This is a genomic window from Burkholderia sp. BCC1999, assembly GCF_905339975.1.
In the GTDB taxonomy this organism is placed as follows: Bacteria; Pseudomonadota; Gammaproteobacteria; order Burkholderiales; family Burkholderiaceae; genus Burkholderia.
In genome coordinates, this window is sequence record NZ_CAJPHP010000002.1 from 26,407 (window position 1) to 44,355 (window position 17,949).

At 66.6% G+C, this 17,949-nt stretch carries 15 protein-coding genes; 6 read left to right on the plus strand and 9 right to left on the minus strand.

Annotated elements, in window-relative coordinates:
- The first annotated feature begins 217 nt into the window (after window positions 1–217).
- Complete coding sequence (locus U5809_RS03040) at window positions 218–1,552, plus strand: FAD-binding oxidoreductase (RefSeq protein ID WP_322085471.1); 1,335 nt, start codon at window positions 218–220, stop codon at window positions 1,550–1,552.
- Between the two features lie 60 nt (window positions 1,553–1,612).
- Complete coding sequence (locus U5809_RS03045) at window positions 1,613–2,707, plus strand: potassium channel family protein (protein ID WP_322085472.1); 1,095 nt, start codon at window positions 1,613–1,615, stop codon at window positions 2,705–2,707.
- 6 nt (window positions 2,708–2,713) lie between these two features.
- Here the strand turns inward: U5809_RS03045 and U5809_RS03050 are convergent, their stop codons facing one another.
- The 3 genes from U5809_RS03050 to U5809_RS03060 form a co-directional block, all read right to left on the minus strand.
- Window positions 2,714–3,331: a C39 family peptidase gene (locus U5809_RS03050; protein WP_322085473.1), complete on the minus strand. Its 618-nt coding sequence runs from the start codon at window positions 3,329–3,331 to the stop codon at window positions 2,714–2,716.
- A gap of 187 nt (window positions 3,332–3,518) precedes the next feature.
- Complete coding sequence (locus tag U5809_RS03055) at window positions 3,519–4,277, minus strand: SDR family oxidoreductase (RefSeq protein WP_282509193.1); 759 nt, start codon at window positions 4,275–4,277, stop codon at window positions 3,519–3,521.
- 148 nt (window positions 4,278–4,425) lie between these two features.
- Entirely contained in the window at window positions 4,426–5,370 is a 945-nt protein-coding gene (locus U5809_RS03060) for a LysR family transcriptional regulator (RefSeq protein WP_322085474.1), read from the minus strand.
- Between the two features lie 166 nt (window positions 5,371–5,536).
- Here U5809_RS03060 and U5809_RS03065 point away from each other — a divergent pair, with 166 nt between their 5' ends.
- Window positions 5,537–6,751 (plus strand): FAD-dependent monooxygenase, encoded by a 1,215-nt coding sequence (locus tag U5809_RS03065; protein ID WP_322085475.1) that lies wholly within the window; start codon window positions 5,537–5,539, stop codon window positions 6,749–6,751.
- 108 nt (window positions 6,752–6,859) lie between these two features.
- Here U5809_RS03065 and U5809_RS03070 read toward each other — a convergent pair whose 3' ends face one another.
- Entirely contained in the window at window positions 6,860–7,795 is a 936-nt protein-coding gene (locus tag U5809_RS03070) for an alpha/beta hydrolase (RefSeq protein WP_322085476.1), read from the minus strand.
- Window positions 7,796–7,856: 61 nt separating this feature from the next.
- Window positions 7,857–8,954, minus strand: coding sequence for an OpgC domain-containing protein (locus U5809_RS03075; protein WP_322085477.1), 1,098 nt, complete (start codon window positions 8,952–8,954; stop codon window positions 7,857–7,859).
- 381 nt (window positions 8,955–9,335) lie between these two features.
- Between U5809_RS03075 and U5809_RS03080 the strand changes: the two genes are divergently transcribed.
- The gene (locus U5809_RS03080) at window positions 9,336–10,490 is read left to right on the plus strand and encodes a porin (RefSeq protein WP_322085478.1); all 1,155 of its coding nucleotides are present in this window, start codon (window positions 9,336–9,338) and stop codon (window positions 10,488–10,490) included.
- Window positions 10,491–10,569: 79 nt separating this feature from the next.
- Here U5809_RS03080 and U5809_RS03085 read toward each other — a convergent pair whose 3' ends face one another.
- Entirely contained in the window at window positions 10,570–11,481 is a 912-nt protein-coding gene (locus U5809_RS03085; protein WP_322085479.1) for a LysR family transcriptional regulator, read from the minus strand.
- Window positions 11,482–11,623: 142 nt separating this feature from the next.
- Between U5809_RS03085 and U5809_RS03090 the strand changes: the two genes are divergently transcribed.
- Together U5809_RS03090 and U5809_RS03095 are read left to right on the plus strand one after the other, a co-directional pair.
- Entirely contained in the window at window positions 11,624–12,625 is a 1,002-nt protein-coding gene (locus tag U5809_RS03090) for an aldo/keto reductase (RefSeq protein WP_322085480.1), read from the plus strand.
- Between the two features lie 133 nt (window positions 12,626–12,758).
- Window positions 12,759–13,499, plus strand: a complete 741-nt coding sequence (locus U5809_RS03095; protein ID WP_322085481.1) for a sulfite exporter TauE/SafE family protein — start codon at window positions 12,759–12,761, stop codon at window positions 13,497–13,499.
- 104 nt (window positions 13,500–13,603) lie between these two features.
- Here U5809_RS03095 and U5809_RS03100 read toward each other — a convergent pair whose 3' ends face one another.
- The 3 genes from U5809_RS03100 to U5809_RS03110 all read right to left on the minus strand — a co-directional run bounded on the left by U5809_RS03100 (window position 13,604) and on the right by U5809_RS03110 (window position 17,586).
- Window positions 13,604–15,769 carry a hypothetical protein gene (locus U5809_RS03100; protein WP_322085482.1) on the minus strand — a complete coding sequence of 722 codons (2,166 nt, stop codon included), beginning with the start codon at window positions 15,767–15,769 and terminating at the stop codon, window positions 13,604–13,606.
- A gap of 498 nt (window positions 15,770–16,267) precedes the next feature.
- Window positions 16,268–16,654 carry an ester cyclase gene (locus U5809_RS03105; protein WP_322085483.1) on the minus strand — a complete coding sequence of 129 codons (387 nt, stop codon included), beginning with the start codon at window positions 16,652–16,654 and terminating at the stop codon, window positions 16,268–16,270.
- Between the two features lie 35 nt (window positions 16,655–16,689).
- Entirely contained in the window at window positions 16,690–17,586 is an 897-nt protein-coding gene (locus U5809_RS03110; protein ID WP_322085484.1) for a LysR substrate-binding domain-containing protein, read from the minus strand.
- Window positions 17,587–17,949: the final 363 nt, after the last annotated feature.

The window sequence follows — 17,949 nt, forward strand, 5'->3', positions numbered from 1 at the left end:
GAACGGATCGTGACGTTCAGAACGACGCCTTGCGGCAGTCTCGACGGACAGCCTTCATGACGTCCAATGGCGAGCCGACCGGCCACGCGCGGAAAAGATAACTTTACCGCAAAATGGTCGTCATTCAGTGTCGCGTAAGGTGCGTTTGTGTGAAAGGTGTGTCATGACGTTACCGCCGCGCCCGCATCTCGCAGGAATTAACGACTGACAGGAAACAATGACGACAACCTATCCGCTGCACGACGCCCTGACCCGCGCCGAAACGGCGTTCCCGGCCGAAGCCGATGTTGTGATCGCCGGCGCCGGCATCATGGGCTGCGCAGCCGCGTACTACCTGAGCCTGCGGGGGTTGAAGGCCGTCGTGCTCGACAAGTCGCGCATCGCCGGGCAGCAGTCGACACGCGCCTGGGGCTTTGTTCGGCAGCAGGGCCGGGAGTCCGCCGAAGTGCCGCTGATGATGGCCGGCATGCGGATCTGGGAAGGGTTAGAGGAAACCCTCGGTTTCGATCTCGAATGGCGGCAGGGCGGCTGTCTTTATATTGCGGACAACGAAGCGGACTGGTCGTCGTTCAATGCGTGGCTTGCCGTCGCGCGCGAGCACGGGCTCGACACGCGCACGCTGACGCGCGCGCAGATCGACGCGCGCGTCAGCGGCCTTTCGCCGCAGGCGCGTACGCTCGGCGGGTTGTACACCGCGACCGATGGGCAGGCCGAGCCGCGTCGCGTGGCCGCCGCATTCGCCGCGCGCGCGACCGAGGGCGGGGCGCGTTTCTTCGAAGGCTGCGGCGTGACGGCGATCGAGACGGCAGGCGGCGCGGTGGTCGGCGTCGCGACCGAGCGCGGCACGATCCGCACGCGGCGCGTGATTTGCGCGGCCGGTGCGACCAGCTTCCGGCTGCTCGACGGGGTCGGCATCCGGCTGCCGCAGCAGGCCGTGCGCGGCACCTGCATGCGCACCAATGTGGTGCCGCCGGTGTCGGCGGCGACGGTGTGGGGGCATGGCCTCGGCATCCGGCAGCGCACGAACGGTGCGATCAATCTCGCCGACGACATGCAGGTCGACGTCGACCTGACGCTCGGCCATCTGCGCGGGTTGAGTCTCTTCTGGCCGGAGTTCTGGTCGCAACGCGACAAATTCCGGCTGCACATGAGCGCCGCTGCGTGGCGCGATGTGCTGGCACGCATCAACGGCGTGGCCGGGCCGATCGAGCCGCGCGATCCGCAGCCGCAGCCGAATCGCGCGCATGCGCCGCGCGCGCTCGCGAAGCTCAAGGCGATCTTCCCTGCGTTGAAGGACGCGCAGATCGTCGAGGCGTGGGCCGGCCTGATCGACGTGCTGCCCGACGGCATTCCGGTGATCGATGCGCCGGGCACGCCGTCGGGGCTTGCGATCGCGACGGGGTTCTGCGGTCACGGTTTCGCGATGGGGCCGATCGTCGGGCGGCTGCTCGCCGAATGGATCGACACGGGCGCGCCGTCGCTCGACCTGTCGGCGTTTCGCGCGCAGCGCTTCGTCGACGGAACGATGGTGCGGCCGCGCAGCATGCTGTGACGGCCGGGTGAGCAGGTTCCCGTCGTAGAATCGAGCCCGCATTCATCAGGAGACTTCCCGTTGGCCTCGCCTTCAGACCAGCGCCGCTCGTTGCGCTTACGCCTGCGTCGCGCTCGCAATCCATGGCAGGCGCCGCGTGCGCGCACGCTGTTCACGCGTCCCGCGACGTCGCCGCGGCGCACGCTGCTGTTCCGCCTCGGCGCGGTCGTGCTGCTGTGCACGCTCGCGTTCATCGTGCTGTATCTCGATCGCGACGGCCTGCGCGATTCGACCAAGAGCACGCCGATGACCGTCGCCGATCTCGTGTACTTCACGATGGTGACCGTCGCGACGGTTGGCTACGGCGACATCGTGCCCGTCACCGCGCGGGCCCGCCTGCTCGATGCGTTCTTCATCGTGCCGATCCGTATCGTCATCTGGTTCATTTTCCTGGGCACGGCGTATCAGTTCGTGATCCAGCGCGTCATCGAGGAATTCCGCATGAAACGCCTGCAGAAACAATTGTCCGACCACATCGTCGTGTGCGGTTATGGCCTGTCGGGGTCGATCGCGGTGCGCGAGTTGCTGGAAAGCGGCGTCGATCCCGCGACGCTCATCGTGATCGATTCGCAGCAGCAGGCGCTCGAAGCCGCGACGTCGCTCGGCGTGACCGGGTTGCTTGGCGATCCTGCCCATGAGGATCTGCTGCAGCAGGCGCAGGTGCGCGCGGCGAAGGCCGTGATCATTTCGGTGACCGACGATCCGACCGCGATCCTGCTGACGCTGTCGGTGCGCAGCATTGCACCCGACACGAAGATCGTCGTGCGGATCCAGGAGAACCTGTATCAGCGGCAACTGCGGCAGGCCGGCGCGGACGTGATCGTGTCGTCGACGAAGATCGGCGCGCTGCTGCTCGCGGATGCCGTTCACAGCCGCTACATCGTGCCGTTCGTGAACGACATGCTGTCGACGCGCGGGCGGGCGACGCTGCTGGAGCGCGAGGCGTTGCCGCACGAGATCGGCTGCCTGACGAATGTGGTGCCGGGCGCGATCGTGGTCGGGCTCGATCGGTGCGGGAAGATCTTTTCGTTCTACGAGGATCCGCCGTGCAGGATCGAGGCGGGCGATACGCTGGTGGTGATTCAGTCGGCGCGGATTCCGGATCCGGATGTTTGAGGATAGTCAATCCTGTGGGGCGATCAGGATCCCTCGATTGGCAAAGTAACGATCGAAGGTGTCGCGCCGCATCGTCACGTTTTCCTGCGTGTGCAGTTCAAATCCCGACGGATTATGAAAGATCCAGTCGCCGGACTGTGCGTCCACGCCGAGCACAAGTACCAGATGGCCACCACGCCCCGGCGGCTCGAAATCGCGATGCCGGATTCCCGGATGGACCGACGCCATGAGCATGTGCCCGTCGCGAAGCCTGTCGTCGAGGCGCGCCGATTCCGTATGCTCGACGACGCTGCCCCGAATCCCGAAGCGCTCGCCAAGCCATTGCACGAAGGGGCGGTATAGCAGACGTTTGCCGTCATCGCCCAGTTCGGGGCGATACACGCCGAAGGTCACTGCATCGCGAACCAGATCAAGCAGCGGGACCACGCGTCTCGTGCGATGCGCGAGCATCATCTTCAGGCATGCGATGCCGCAGATGTGCGGGCTCCATTGAGCATACTCCTCGGGGCTACCGGCGCCCGACTCGTGCCAGAGCGGATCGTCTTCCGAGCGGAGCTCGCCGGAAAGAAACTTGTCGATCAGCATCCGCGACTCCCACTGGGAGAAGTACGGTACGTCAGTCATTGTTCATCCGACAAACAGAATTGCCGCGCCGATGGCCGCTATCGCCCCAAAGACGGGTTGTTCGCGGCGTTTTCCCTTTCCGTAGTGGACGGCCGAGGCCCACATGAGCAAGGGAACACCGTGTTGTACGCGGGAAGCATCGCCCGCTGCCGTAAGCGATGTCCGCCCGCGCAGGCCATGGCGCGTTCTATCCGCGCCCGACGAACGGCATCGCGGTCGCCATGATCGTCATGGTCAGGATGTTCGTGTCCAGCGGCAGGTTCGCCATCTGGACGATCGCGTTCGCGACATGCGTGACGTCCATGCGCGCCTCGGGCGCGAGGCTGCCGTCCGCTTGCGGGACGCCTTGTGTCATCCGTTCCGTGAGCGACGTCGCGGCGTTGCCGATGTCGATCTGGCCGCACGCGATGTTGTACCGGCGACCATCGAGCGCCAGCGATTTGGTGATGCCGGTCACCGCGTGCTTGGTGGCCGTGTACGCGATCGTATCGGGGCGCGGCGCGTGCGCGGAGATCGAGCCGTTGTTGATGATGCGGCCACCCTGCGGCGTCTGCGCTTTCATCAGGCGCCACGCGGCCCGTGCACACAGAAAGACGCCGGTCAGGTTCGTCGCGACGACGCTGTTCCACACGTCGATGTCGTATTCGTCGAGGGACACGACAGGCGCATTGCGGCCGGCATTGTTGAACAGGACATCCAGCCGGCCGAACTGCTGCGCGATTTGCGCGAACGCGTGGTCGACCGAGGCTTCGTCGGTGACGTCGGCGGGAAATACCTGCGCGTCGCCGCCGGCGGTGCGGATCGCGTCCTGCGTTTCGCGCAACGATGCTTCCTTGCGTCCGAGCAGCGCGACGGTGAATCCCGCCTGGGCGAGCGCGAGGGCCGCTGCGCGACCGATGCCGGAGCCGGCGCCCGTGACGGCTGCGAATTTCTTCGAGACAGACATGGCTTGATTTCCTGCTGGTTGAATGAGGAACGAGGCGGCAGAGGTTCGATGGCGTCACCCCTTCGGCAATGTAGTCGAAATGTGCGGCGCACGGATTCGAGCATTCGAGCGATGTCGTAAAGCGCATGCGACCGCTCGGTGGCGGCGATTATTTCTTCCGGCCGGGCAAGGCCTTCCGCGCCCGCGCGCCCGTCTCCGCGAACAGGTCGACCACGACGTCGCGCAGCCACCGGTTCCCTTCGTCCTGATTGACACGCGTATGCCAGAGCATGTGGATCGGCGCACCGGGCAGCGTGACGGGCAGTGCACGCCAGCCGAGCGAAAACGGCGCGGCGAGCTGCAGCGCGAGATGCTCGGGCACGGTTGCGATCAGGTCGGTGCGCTGCAGGATGTAGCCCACGCTCATGAAATGCGGCACCGTCAGCCGCACCTGGCGCTTCACGCGGCGCCGTTGCAGCCATTCGTCCACCTGCCCGTGACCGGTGCCGGCCGACACCACGACCAGATGTTCGGCGTCACGCCAGGTTTCGACCGTCAGCGGCGCTTCCTCGAGCGGATGCCCGCGCCGGAACAGGCACACATAGCGCTGATCGAACAGCCGGCGCTGATAGAAGCCGCCCTTGAGCTGTGGCAGCAGGCCGATCGCGAGATCGACGCGGCCGTCGGCCATCTCGTCGCCGAGGTTGACGCTCGTGTTGCGGACGGTATTGAGCGCGATGCCCGGTGCCGCACGCGACAGGTGTTCGAGCAGCGCGGGCAGGAACACGACTTCGCCGATATCGGTCATGCCGATGGTCAGCGTGCGTGTTGCACGCAGCGGATCGAAACCGGTCTCGGGATTCAGCGCGGCGTGTAGCGTCGCGAGCGCCTGCGACACGGGGTCGGCCAGCTGCAGCGCGAACGGCGTGGGCACGACGCCGCCGGGCCCGCGCACGAACAGCGGATCGCCGAGCCGGCGGCGCAGTTTGGCGAGCGCGTTGCTGACGCCCGGCTGGCTCATGTTCATCTGCTCGGCGACGCTCGACACGCGCCGCTCCTGCATCAGCCGCTGGAAAAGCAGCAGCAGGTTGAGGTCGATCTCGCTCAGTTCCATGGGTTTTGCGTGGCCCGGTTCATTGCATTCCGTGATGAAGCAGATTCATTTCATTTTATTGCGGGATGAAAGTCCACTCCTGAAAATACCGATACGGCACATGCATTCGACATGACCGCCGCGCAAGTCGCGCGCCCCACACAGGAAGATCGGAGACACCTTCATCATGCAGACGAACCTGAAGATTGCGATCGTCGGCGCCGGCATCGGCGGCCTGACCCTCGCGCTCGCATTGCGCGAGCACGGCATCGACGCACAACTCTACGAGCAGACTCATGAATTGCGCGAAGTCGGCGCGGCCGTCGCGCTGTCGGCCAATGCGACGCGCTTTTACGAACGCATGGGCTTGCGCGCGGCCTTCGATGCGGTGTGTGCCGACATCCCGGGCCTCGTGTATCGCGACGGGCGCAGCGGCGCGGTGATCGGCCATCATCGCGGCGAACCCGACTATCGCCGGCAATTCGGCGGCGCGTACTGGGGCGTGCATCGCGCGGATCTGCAGGCCCTGCTGTCGAAGGCGGTCGGTCTCGAATGCATCCATCTCGGCCATCGCCTGGTCGATCTCGCGCAGCATCCCGATCGCGTCACGCTGTCGTTCGACAACGGCGTGCGCGTCGAGGCCGATCTCGTGATCGGCGCGGACGGTGCGCGTTCGATCACGCGGCGCTGGATGCTCGGCTACGACGACGCGCTGTATTCGGGCTGCTCGGGCTTTCGCGGCGTGGTGCCGGCCGCGCGCATGGACCTGCTGCCCGATCCCGACACGATCCAGTTCTGGGTCGGGCCGCATGGGCATCTGCTGCACTATCCGATCGGCGACAACGGCGACCAGAACTTCCTGCTGGTCGAGCGGCATCCGTCACCGTGGCCGTCGCGCGACTGGGTCATGCCGGCCGAGGAGGGCGAGCAACTGCGCGTGTTCAGGGACTGGCATCCGGCCGTGGTGCAGATGATCACCGCGGTGCCGATCAGCCAGCGCTGGGGGCTGTTCCACCGTCCGCCGCTCGGCCGCTGGAGCCGTGGGCGCGTGACGCTGATCGGCGATGCCGCGCATGCCCTGGTGCCGCATCATGGGCAGGGCGCGAATCAGTCGATCGAGGATGCGGTGGTCCTGGCGGCGCAACTCGCGAAGGCCGGGCCGGGCAACTGGCGCGAAGCGCAGGAAGCCTACGAGCGGCTGCGTCGCGGCCGCACGCGCAAGGTGCAGTACGCGTCGATCTCGGCGGCCGACGTGCTGCACCTGCCCGACGGGCCGGCCGCGCAGGCGCGCAACGCGCGTCTGGCCGAACGCGACAGCGTGCTGCATCACCTGGACTGGATTCACGACTTCGACGCGCTTAACGAGGAACCGAGCGAGCGGCAGGGCGGCACGTGGCTTTGAACGCAATGGCGGGCGCGACAGGCGCGCGCGGATGACTCGCGCAGGATCTTGCGTTCCCCGGCTATCTGCCGGTCAAGCGAAAGCGGGCGCGGCAACGCCCGCCCGCACTTACTTCACGCACTCGAGCGCGTACTTCAGCCCCTGCCCGAGCAACCCGCGCCACACGTCCCACGTATGTCCGCCGTCGACGATGCGCAGCTCGGCCGGGTTCTGCGCGCGGCGCAGGTGCGTGTACAGCACGCTCGATTCCGCCTGGATCGTCAGGTCGTCGTCGCCGGCCGCGATGAACATCGGCACGCGCCAGGTGCGCGCGAAATAGCCGCGCAGCAGCGCCGGGTAGTTGAGTTCGTGCCACACGCGCGCGTCGAACTGCCGGTCGCCGAACACGCCGACATAACGCGCGGCGGAATTGAGCGGCGGCTCGTTCGCATAGATCGCGGGGCTCAGCAGCATCGCGCCACAGAACAGCCCCGGTTCGAGCAGCGAGAAGCGCAGCGCGCCGAAGCCGCCCATCGACACGCCGCCAATCGCGCGGCCCGCGCGCTGGTTCGACACCGCGAAGTGCGCTTCGACCTCGGGTAACAGGTCGTTGAGGAACGCACTCTGCATCTTCTCCTTGCGGTCCACGTACCAGTCGGTGCCGCCCTGCGGCATCACGATCACGACGGGCGGAATCTCGTGGCGCTCGATCAGCGTGTCGGCGGTGGCCTGCAGCCGGCCCTGCGTGACCCAGTCGTTCGCATTGCCGGCATTGCCGTGCAGCAGGTACATCACGGGGTAGCGCGCGCCTTCCGGGTTGTAGCCGGGCGGCAGGTAGACCGTGTACGACCATTCGCGCTTCAGCGACGCCGACCGGAACGTGCGCAGCACGACGCTGCTGCCCGGGTTGACCGGCGACTCCTGGGCGGTCGACGGCGTCGTCGCGGTCTGGACGGCCGGTGGCGGCGGCACGGGCGAGACCGGCGGCGCGGCCGGCGTGGCGCGGGCGGTGGCGATGGAGCCGGCGATCAGGGCGATGGCGAACGGAAGGGCGAGTCGGCGCATGGCGAAGCGTTTCAGGAGAGGCGCCGGCTATCGTAGCAGCGGCGCATGACGGCGCGGCGCGTCATCGCCGCGAACGGAACGGCAGCCGCGCGACGAGCGGCCCGTAGAGTTTGGCCACGAGATACAGCAGGCCCATCGCGACGACGTCGGCGATCAGTCCGAGCTTCACGTCGAGATAGCCTTCGGTCGCCTGGTAAAGCAACGAATCGACCGCGAGCGAGATGCCGGTGCCCGCGACGAAGCACAGCAGCCCTTGCCGGCCGATCGTGCCGATCCAGGGCATCGCGTGCGCGACCTTCTTCATCCAGCCGAGGTGCACGAGCTTGGCGGCGAGCCACGCGATCGCGAGGAAGTTGACGAGGCGCAGCGCGCCGAGGTTCTGCTTGATCGACGGATCGGTCGGGAATGGCTCGATGCGCAGCCGGTAGTACGCGCCGGCCGCGACGATCGCGAGCGACACGGCCGTCAGCAGCCAGCCCTGCGGCTTGGGCGCGAGCGTCTGGTACACGGGCTGGCAGCGCGCAATCACGCCGAGCACGAACAGGAACTGCCACGCGAACGGGTTGAAATCCCACGGCGCGCCTTCGACGGTCGGCAGGAAACGCGCGACATGCGGCGCCGCGTACCAGAGCGACCCGCTGAACGCCAGCATCAGCCACGGCTGCGTGCGCGCGAGCGGCAGCGCGAGCGGGACGAGCAGCGCGAAGAACGCGTACATCGGCAGCACCGACGCGAGGTACGGCTGGCGGCGGAACAGCAGGATGTCGCGCAGCGCGGCGAGCGGTTTGTGCAGCAGACCGTCGAGGTCGTTGGTCGGCATGTTCGGGCCGTCGATCGCGAGCGCGTTCAGGGCGGCGGTGATCAGCAGCATCAGCCCGGCCGTCACGAGGAACGCGCGATAGATCTCGAACGCGCGCCGGATGAAGCGCTGGCGCGCGGCGGCCTCGTCGTGCCGCTCGGCGAGCGAGTTGTACGCAATGGCGGTCGCGAAGCCGCCGAGGAACACGAACACCTCGGCCGCGTCGCACAGCGCGTACGCATGCAGCGTCACGCGCGACAGGATGCTGCCGCCGATATGGTCGACGACGATGACGAGCAGCACGAGGCCGCGGAAGAAATCGAGTTCGGCGTAGCGGCCGGCCCGGGCGGGCGCGGTCATCGGGCCGCCACCCGGCGCGGGCCGCGGGCGCGGCCGGCGCATGCCGCGCATGAATCGGGGTGAAGCATGACTTCGTGAAGAAATGGCGAACGGATGCGCATTGTGCCACCGATGCGACGCCTGCCGGGTTTACGCGGATGGCGGGCCTGCCTGCCGCTGCCGATAAGCCGGGTCAGGCTATCCGCGCAACGGGGCAGTTGGACGAGCGCAACGCTTTGCGCGCGGTGACGAACCCCCGATGGACGGACGGTTTGCGACGTGACACCATTTTGTCCTCACGCGGCCGCACACCGCGTCGTCCGCCCTGCGGGCCAAACATACAACAGATCAAACATTCGCCGGGCGCTCGGCCTGCCCGGCCCTCGGCTCCGGAGATCCGTCATGAAGAAGCACGTCATTTTTGCCGCCGCGCTCGCTGCGTTCGCCGCGCCGGCCTTTGCCCAGAACAGCGTGACGCTGTACGGCCTGATCGACGAAGGCTTCAATTACACGAACAACGTCAACGTCAATGGGGTCGGAAAGACGAATTACCAGCTCGCGAGCGGCTACGCCCAGGGCAGCCGCTGGGGCCTGAAGGGCAGTGAGGATCTCGGCGGCGGGCTGAAGGCGGTCTTCACGCTGGAAAACGGTTTTGACGTGAACAACGGCCGGCTCGGCCAGGGCGGCCGCATGTTCGGCCGCCAGGCGTTCGTCGGGCTGAGCCAGTCGCGCTTCGGGACGCTGACCTTCGGTCGCCAGTACGACTCCGTCGTCGACTATCTGGCGCCGCTGACCGCGAACGGCAACTGGGGCGGCACGCTGTTCTCGCACCCGTTCGACAACGACAACACGGACAATTCGTTCCGCGTCAACAACACGGTCAAGTACGCGAGCCCCGACTGGAACGGCCTGACATTCGGCGGCACGTACAGCTTCAGCAACAGCACGGGCTTCTCGAACAACCGCCAGTACAGCATCGGCGCGCAGTATTCGCTGGCCGGGCTGCAGGTCGCGGCCGCGTACCTGCAGGCGAACAACCCGGGCATCGGCAACGCGGGCGCGATCGCGGCCGACGACGCGAACTTCGTCGCCGACCGCCTGCGCATCTTCGGCGGCGGCGTGAACTACACGTTCGGCCCGGCCACCGTCGGCTTCGTCTACACGAAGACGGACGTGAAGAACCCGGTGTCGACCGTCTACCTGCCGGCCTCGACGTTCGCCGCCCTCGGGCTGACCGCGACCAAGTTCCAGAACTTCGAGATCAACGGCAAGTACCAGCTCACGCCCGATTTCTATCTCGGCGCGCAGTACGTGTACACGGACGGCAAGTTCGATGCGACTGCCGGCTCGTTCAAGCCGAAGTACCACACGGTCGGCCTGATGGCCGACTACAGCCTGTCGAAGCGCACCGACGTCTACCTGCAGGGCGCGTGGCAGAAGGTGGCCGGCGACAAGACCGGTACGGCGGCCGACGGCGGTTATGTCGTCGGGACGGACGGCCCGTCGGCATCGTCGAACCAGTTCGCGGTACGCGCCGCGATCCGCCACAAGTTCTGATCGTTTCGACCGGCCGGCGACCGGCGACCGGCGACCGGCGGCTGGTGACCGGGGCCGGGCGCCCTGGCGCCGGCCCGCGTCAGCCCGCCCGGTGCATGCCGCCGAGCGTTTCCGCGAGCCAGTCCACGAATATCCGCACACGCGGCGCCAGGTGCCGGCCGGTCGGAAACACCACCGATACCGGTAGCGCCCCGGCATTCCACTCCGGCAGCACTTCGACCAGCGACCCGTTGGCGAGCAGCGGCGCGAGCCCGTCGCGCGGCGCCTGGATCAGTCCGAGGCCCGCGACGCAGCACGCGAGATACGCCTGCGAGCTGTTGACCGACACGACGCTTTGCATCTTCACCGTGTGCACCTCGCCCGAATCCATGTCCGCATATTCCCAGTCCAGCTCGCGGCCCGTCCGGCTCGAGAAATAGCCGACCGCGATGTGGTCCGGCAGCTCGTCCGGCGAGCGCGGCGTGCCGTGGCGCGCCAGATACGCGGGCGACGCGCAGTTGATCTGTGCCATCTCGCCGACGCGCCGCGCGACGAGCGACGTGTCGGACAGCACGCCGACGCGTACCGCGCAGTCGATGCCGTCGGCGACGAGGTCGACGAAGCGGTCGGTCGTGCTGATCACGACGCGCAGGTCGGGGTAGCGCGCGTGGAAATCCGGCAGCGCCGGGATCACCTGGTTCAGCGCGAAGCGTTCGGGCAGGTCGACGCGGATCACGCCGCGCGGCGACGTGCCGGCATCCTCGAACAGCGTTTCCACATCGTCGAGATCGGCGAGCAGCCGCGCGCAGCGCTCGTAGTAGGTCGCGCCTTCGGCCGTCAGCGCGACGCGCCGCGTCGTGCGCTGCAGCAGGCGGATCTTCAGGTGCTTCTCCAGATACTGGACGGCATTGCTGACGGTCGGGCGGGGCAGTTGCAGCTGCTCGGCCGCTTTCGTGAAGCTGCCGAGATGGGCGACGCGCGCGAAGATGCGCATTGCTTGCAGATGGTCCATGCGGGCGGAAGTCTCGGCGGGGATGGGAACAGGCTCCATTGTTAATCAGCGTCGAATGGTTTGGTGGAACGTTTCGCGTTTATCGCGCATGGCGAAGCGTCCAGAATCCGGTCCATCCACTCACCACTTGAAGGAAACGGACATGGACACGCGTCAACTGGGCCGCACGGGCCCGCAGGTTTCGGCGATCGCGCTCGGCTGCATGGGGATGTCGGATTTCTACGGGCCGGCCGACCGCGACGAAAGTATCGCCACGCTGCACGCGGCGCTCGACAACGGCATCACGATGCTCGACACCGGCGATTTCTACGGGATGGGCGACAACGAGATGCTGATCCGCGACGCGCTGCGCGGCCGCACGCGCGACCAGGTGCTGATCAGCGTGAAATTCGGCGCGCTGCGCGATCCGGCCGGCGGGTTTGCCGGCTACGACGCACGACCCGACGCGATCCGGAACTTCGTCGCGTATTCGCTGAAGCGGCTCGGCACCGACTACATCGACATCTACCGGCCGTCGCGCGTCGATCCGGCCGTGCCGATCGAGGACACGGTTGGCGCGATCGCCGATCTCGTGAAAGCCGGGTACGTGCGCCATATCGGGCTGTCCGAAGCCAGCGCCGACACGATCCGCCGCGCGGCGGCCGTCGCGCCGATCGTCGATTTGCAGATCGAATATTCGCTGCTGTCGCGCGGAATCGAAGCCGACATCCTGCCGACCTGCCGCGCGCTCGGCATTGGCGTGACGGCCTACGGCGTGCTGTCGCGCGGGCTGCTCGGCGGGCGCTGGAGTACGGCACGGCAGGGCGAGCGCGATTTCCGCGCGGCAAGCCCGCGCTTCCAGGGCGAAAACCTCGCGCACAACCTCGCGCTCGTCGACGCGCTGCGCGCGATCGCCGACGAGAAGGGCGGCAATCCGGCGCAGGTCGCGATCGCGTGGGTGCTGTCGCGCGGCGTCGACATCGTGCCGCTGGTCGGCGCGCGCAAGCGCACACAACTGCAGGACGGCCTGCTGGCGACTCAATTGCAACTAACGGTCAATGATCTCGCTCGCATCGAAGCGGCGGTACCCGCCGGGGCGGCTGCCGGCGACCGTTATCCGGCCGCACAGATGGCGCACCTCGACAGCGAGCAGGGTCGGGGGTGATTCGTGGGGCCGGATCGGCGGGCGTGACGGGCCCGTGCGGCGGGCCCTAGCCAGCCTCAGGCAAAACCAGATGGCGGGCAGCACGGCGGGGAGGCACCATCGGCGCCGTACTCAACCGGACGGAAGGCCTTCCATGCAAATCCATACGCTGACGATCGTCGTGCTGGTGTTCCTGCTCGCCGGCGCGGTCAAGGGAATGATCGGGCTCGGACTGCCGACGATCGCGATGGGGCTGCTGACGCTCGCGATGCCGCCGTCGGCCGCGGCCAGCCTGCTGCTCGTGCCGTCGTTCATCACCAACGTGTGGCAGTTGTGGCTCGGCCCGTCGTTCGGGCCGTTGCTGCGCCGGCTGTGGCCGCTGCTCGCCGGTTTGACGATCGGCACGCTGGCGGGCGGCCTGCCCGCGCTCGCGGCCGGCAGCACGTGGACGCACGCGGCGCTCGGTGTCGTGCTGATCCTCTACGGGCTGTGGGGGCTGGCCGCTGCGCGGTTGCCCGCGCCGGGTCGCCACGAGAAATGGCTGTCGGCCGTGGTCGGCTACCTGACGGGCGTCGTGACGGCCGCGACCGGCGTGTTCGTCGTGCCGGCCGTGCCTTATCTGCAGGCGCTGCGCTTGTCGAAGGACGACCTGATCCAGGCGCTCGGGCTGTCGTTCACCGCGTCGACGATCGCGCTCGGCCTGCAGCTGCACGTGTCGGGCGCGTTGCAGACGGTCGACCTCGGTGTGTCGGCACTCGCGCTCGTGCCGGCGCTGGCAGGGATGGCGGGCGGGCAGTATGCGCGACGCGTGATGAGCGAGAAGTCGTTCAAGCGTTGCTTCTTCGTCGCGCTGATCGCGCTCGGCGCGTATATGGCAGCAGCCGGGTGGCTGTGAGCGGGTATCGCGGGTAGAGGGGAATGCCGGTGTTGTTCCGAAGCGCCCGAAGCCGGTTTCAGCGACCGGCTTCGGGCGGGTTCACATGGCGTGCATCACACGGCTCAGGCCGGATCGGCGTACTTCAGCGACCACCCGAACGTGCGCGTCGTGCCTGCGCCGAGTGCAAACGGCTTCGTCGTGCACGCGAAGTTCGAATGCAGCTGGCCGATCGGCGTCGTCGACAGCGGATTCGTCGTGCCGTTCGCCGTGTCGAAGGCGGACAGCGCGCAGGTGTCGAACCCGGATGCCGCATAGCCGGTCGCGGCGCTGTTCGCGTAAGTCACCGACACGCCGTCGCCGTTGGCCTGCGTCGACGCGAAATCGGCGAACGACGTGAAGTCCGTCTCGACCGCGAGGTTGCCCGTGAGCGTGCCCGAACTCAGCGTATCGCTGCGCGAGACGGTGCCGTGCGCGAACGTCAGCACCGTATGCACCTGCAGGTCGAGATCGGTCGTGTATGCCGCGTTCTTCGATGCGAGACGGAACTTCGTCGTATCGAACGACACGATCACCTGGCCGTTGCTTTGCTGCACGTTCAGGTTCTTGTAGTACGTGACGGGAATGTACGTCTTCGCGTTGTACGTCACCTGCGGCACCAGCAGCGCATAACCGAGATCGGTCGTGCCGTAGATCAGCTTGTCCGAGAACGGTACCGGGTAGTACGGCGTGAACGAGTTGTAGTCGGGCGCCTGGCTCAGGTTCAGGTTGATCACGCGCCGGCCGTCGCGCACGGTGAGCAGTGCGGCGCTGTACGGATGGGCCGCATCGGTCGGCTGGTTGTACCAGGTAAGCGTGTAGCGCGGCAGCGCGTCGAGCCATGTGCCGTAGTCCGCATCGGCCATCGGCGCCTTCCCGCCGAAGCCGAGCTTGTTCCACCACGCGTTCACATACAGGTACTGGTGCAGCAGGCTGAAGTTCTCGCCCATCACGCGCGGCTTGCCGCGATACGCGTCGGTGCCGCGGCCCTTGACCCACATGTTCACCGACGGCGTCGGCAGCGACGGGTCGTACCAGTACGTGTCGAAACGATGCGCGGCCTGGTAGATGAACGCATACGCGACCTGCTTCTCCTGGTCGGTCAGCACGCCGGCGTTGGCGGCGGCCGTCAGCACTTCCATGAATGCGGAATCGCCGTACGGGCCGATCGAGCGGCCGTAGTTGAAGCCCTGGCCGTTGGCGTTCAGCTGCGGCAGGATCAGGTCGACCGACTTGCGCAGATAGCCCTTCAGTTCGGGCGTGAGATTCGCCACGTTGTCCATCTCGAACGTGCGCTCGACCACTTCGCCGATCAGCAGCGTGCTGTAGCGGTCGAAGCGCGCCTGGTCATAGTAGGTCGTGTGCGTGTTCGACGCTTCGTCGGAGAAGCCGCCCGACGAGTCGTTGCGGATGTGGTTCGTCAGCGTGTACAGCAGCGCGTCGCGCGCGCCCATCGTCGCGACGGACGGATCGGTCTTCGAGGCGAAGGTCGGGCTGCTCCAGCCGAGCTTCTGGCGCAGCCCGGCAATTCCGTAGGACACCGCATAGTAATTCTGCGCGGTGTTGAGCGACGCAATGTCGATCGGCGTGCCGGCGGCCGGGCACGTACTGGTCTTGCCGCTCGCATCAGGGCCGAACATGTCGCAGAAGGTGAGGCGCTGCTGCAGCGTCGCGAGCATCGCGTCGCTGAAGACTTCGTTGAGCATCCCGTGTGCCTTCAGGTTGTTCAGCGCGACGAGGTAGTAGTACTCGCCCCACGACGTGTTCGCATACGTGTAGTTGCCGCCCGACTGCGCCATCATCGCGGTCGTGATCGTCTGGTACGTCGCAAGGTAGCTCGCATACTGCGGGTCGTTCTTCGACTTCATGTCGATCAGGATGTACGACAGGCCGAGCGCGAGCTTGCCGGGCAGGAATTTGTCGCCGGTGTTCGTGTCGAGCACGTGGACGGGTGTACCGTCGCCGAGATCCATCACGACCTGCGTGAAGTCGGGCGATTTCCGGATCAGGTCGAACAGCGCGCGCATCTGGCCCATCATCGTGACCGGAATGTTCGTGCCGGCCGGCACGCTCGTGTCGGGCGCGCCGTAGACGAGCGCCTGCAGCGAGTTCGCCGCGAGCGTCGGTGTCGTGGACGGGGGCGGCGATGACGGCGGCGTGTCGGTCACGTCGTTGCCGCCGCACGCGCTGACGAACACGACGGAAAGGGCGCTGAGCGCGGCGCCGAGCGCGAATCTGCTGCGCGGATGCATTGTGTCTCCAGTTTTGAATAGTGATGAAGGACGGGCCGGTGTGGCCGTTGCCGCGCTCGATGCCCGTACCCGACCGTTGCCTTGAAACCCTGATCCCTGAAGGCGGACGGCCTGAATCACAACTCGAGCGGGCAAGCGTTCCCCCTGCGCGGGCCGTGACCGGCGTCGCGCTGAAGCATTGGAAAACGTTTTCCAAATTTAGGCATCCAGCGACGCGATGTCAATGAACTTTCATGCAGGATGCGCCGGTGAAAACCCGAATGGTGGGAATGAGGAGGCGGGCGTTCTGATCGGAATTACGCGGGAATCGCCCGAAATTCTCTCGATGAGTGAGCGAGTATCGTGCGGGTGGCGTGTGCTGAAGCGGCAGGCGGCAAGACTGAATGTCGACGTGCTTACGATGGATAATGAGAGAAAACGTTATCCATAAGGATCGAAGCCCATCACGACGGGTATCGGTGTGTCGGTCGCGACCGGCGAGCGGCCGCCGCGACGGGGCTAAAGCTGCGCCTCGATCGCCGCCTTGTCGATCACCGACCAGACCTGGCGGATCTTGCCGTCATGAAATTCGTAGAACACGTTCTCGGCGAAGGTGACCTTCCGGCCGTCGACAGCGAGCCCCATGAACGTCCCCTTCGGCGAACAGGCGAAGCGCAGCCGGCACGCGATGCGAGGCGGCTCGCACGCGAGCAACCGGATCTCGAAGCGCAGATCGGGAATGTCGCGGTAGTCCTGTTCGAGCATCGCGCGGTAGCCGGCGAGGCCGAGCGGCCGGTCGTTGTGGATCACGTCGTCGGAGACGTACTCGCCGAGCGCCGGCCAGTCCTGGCGGTTCAGGCAGTCGATGTACGCGCGATAGCGGGTGGCGAGATCGGTTTCGGTCATGGTCATGCCTCCGTATAACGACGATGCGGCGCGCGTTACCGCGACGGTGTCGCGCCGGACAGGAACGCGACGAACTCCCGCGTGTATTTCGGCAGCGCGTCGAACGACCGCGCGCACAGTGTCAGATTCCGGTGGCTCCACGGATCGGACAACTCGACGAGCCGCACGTCCATTGTCTGCATCGCGCGCTCGGCGGCGTGCCGCGACACGATGCCGATGCCCACGCCGCTCGCGATTACGCGGCAGATCGCATCGAAGCTCTTCAACTGCACGCGATAGCGGATCCGCTTGCCGAGCGCGCGCGCCTGGTCGGCGAGATGCACCTGCAGCGCGCTGCCGTCGGTGAGGCCGATGAAATCCTCGCCGGCGATGTCGTCGAACGCGACTTTCCGATGCGACGCCAGCGGATGCGCGGCCGGCACGACGACGATCAGCCAGTCCTCGCGGAACGGCTTCTGTTCGAGCCCGCCGAGCCCGACCGAATCGGCGACGATGCCGACCTCGGCCGTCTTGTTGCGGATCGCATGCACGATCTCCTGGCTCGCGCGCTCTTCGACGCTGATCGACAGCTTCGGATGGTGCGGGAGGTAATCGGCCAGCGCGTCGGGCAGGTATTCGCTCAGCGATGCCGTGTTGCACAGCAGCCGGATATGGCCGCGCAGCCCCTGGCCGTATTGCTGCAGTTCGCCACGCATGTGGTCGATCTGCTGCAGCACGGTGCGCGCGTGGTGTTCGAGCGCGCGGCCCGCGTCGGTCGCCTGCGCACCCGACTTGGTCCGGTGCAGCAGCGGCACGCCGAGCTCGTCCTCCATGCCGCGGATGCGCTCGCTCGCGGCCTGCAGCGTGATGTGCGTGCGCTCGGCGCCGCTCGTGATCGTGCCGGCCTCGCAGATGTTCAGGAAGAGCCGCAGGTCGGTCAGGTCGAAGCGCATGATGGGCCGGGAGTGAAGGCGTTGAATGGCCGATAAGTTAGCAGGAACCGCCGCGCCGGTCTCAGGCTCAGCCTGAGACCCGATTCGCCGGTTCCGCATTTTCGGGGCGCGATCGATGGCCGATCATGAATGCACATCAACCGGGGAGCCTGTCATGCAGATCGATTCGTCGTGGGGCGTGTCGTTCAAGATCGCGTTGCATCTGCTGTTCCTGTGCGTCGGCATCGCGTGGGCCTGTTCCGAATTCGTCCGATGGTTGCGTTGAGTGTCGATTCGCGCCTATTGAAACAAATCTGTCATAGTTTTTGGCAACGAAAATTCTTCCGCATTCCTGCAAAAAGACCATCAAGTTTTTCTGAATCG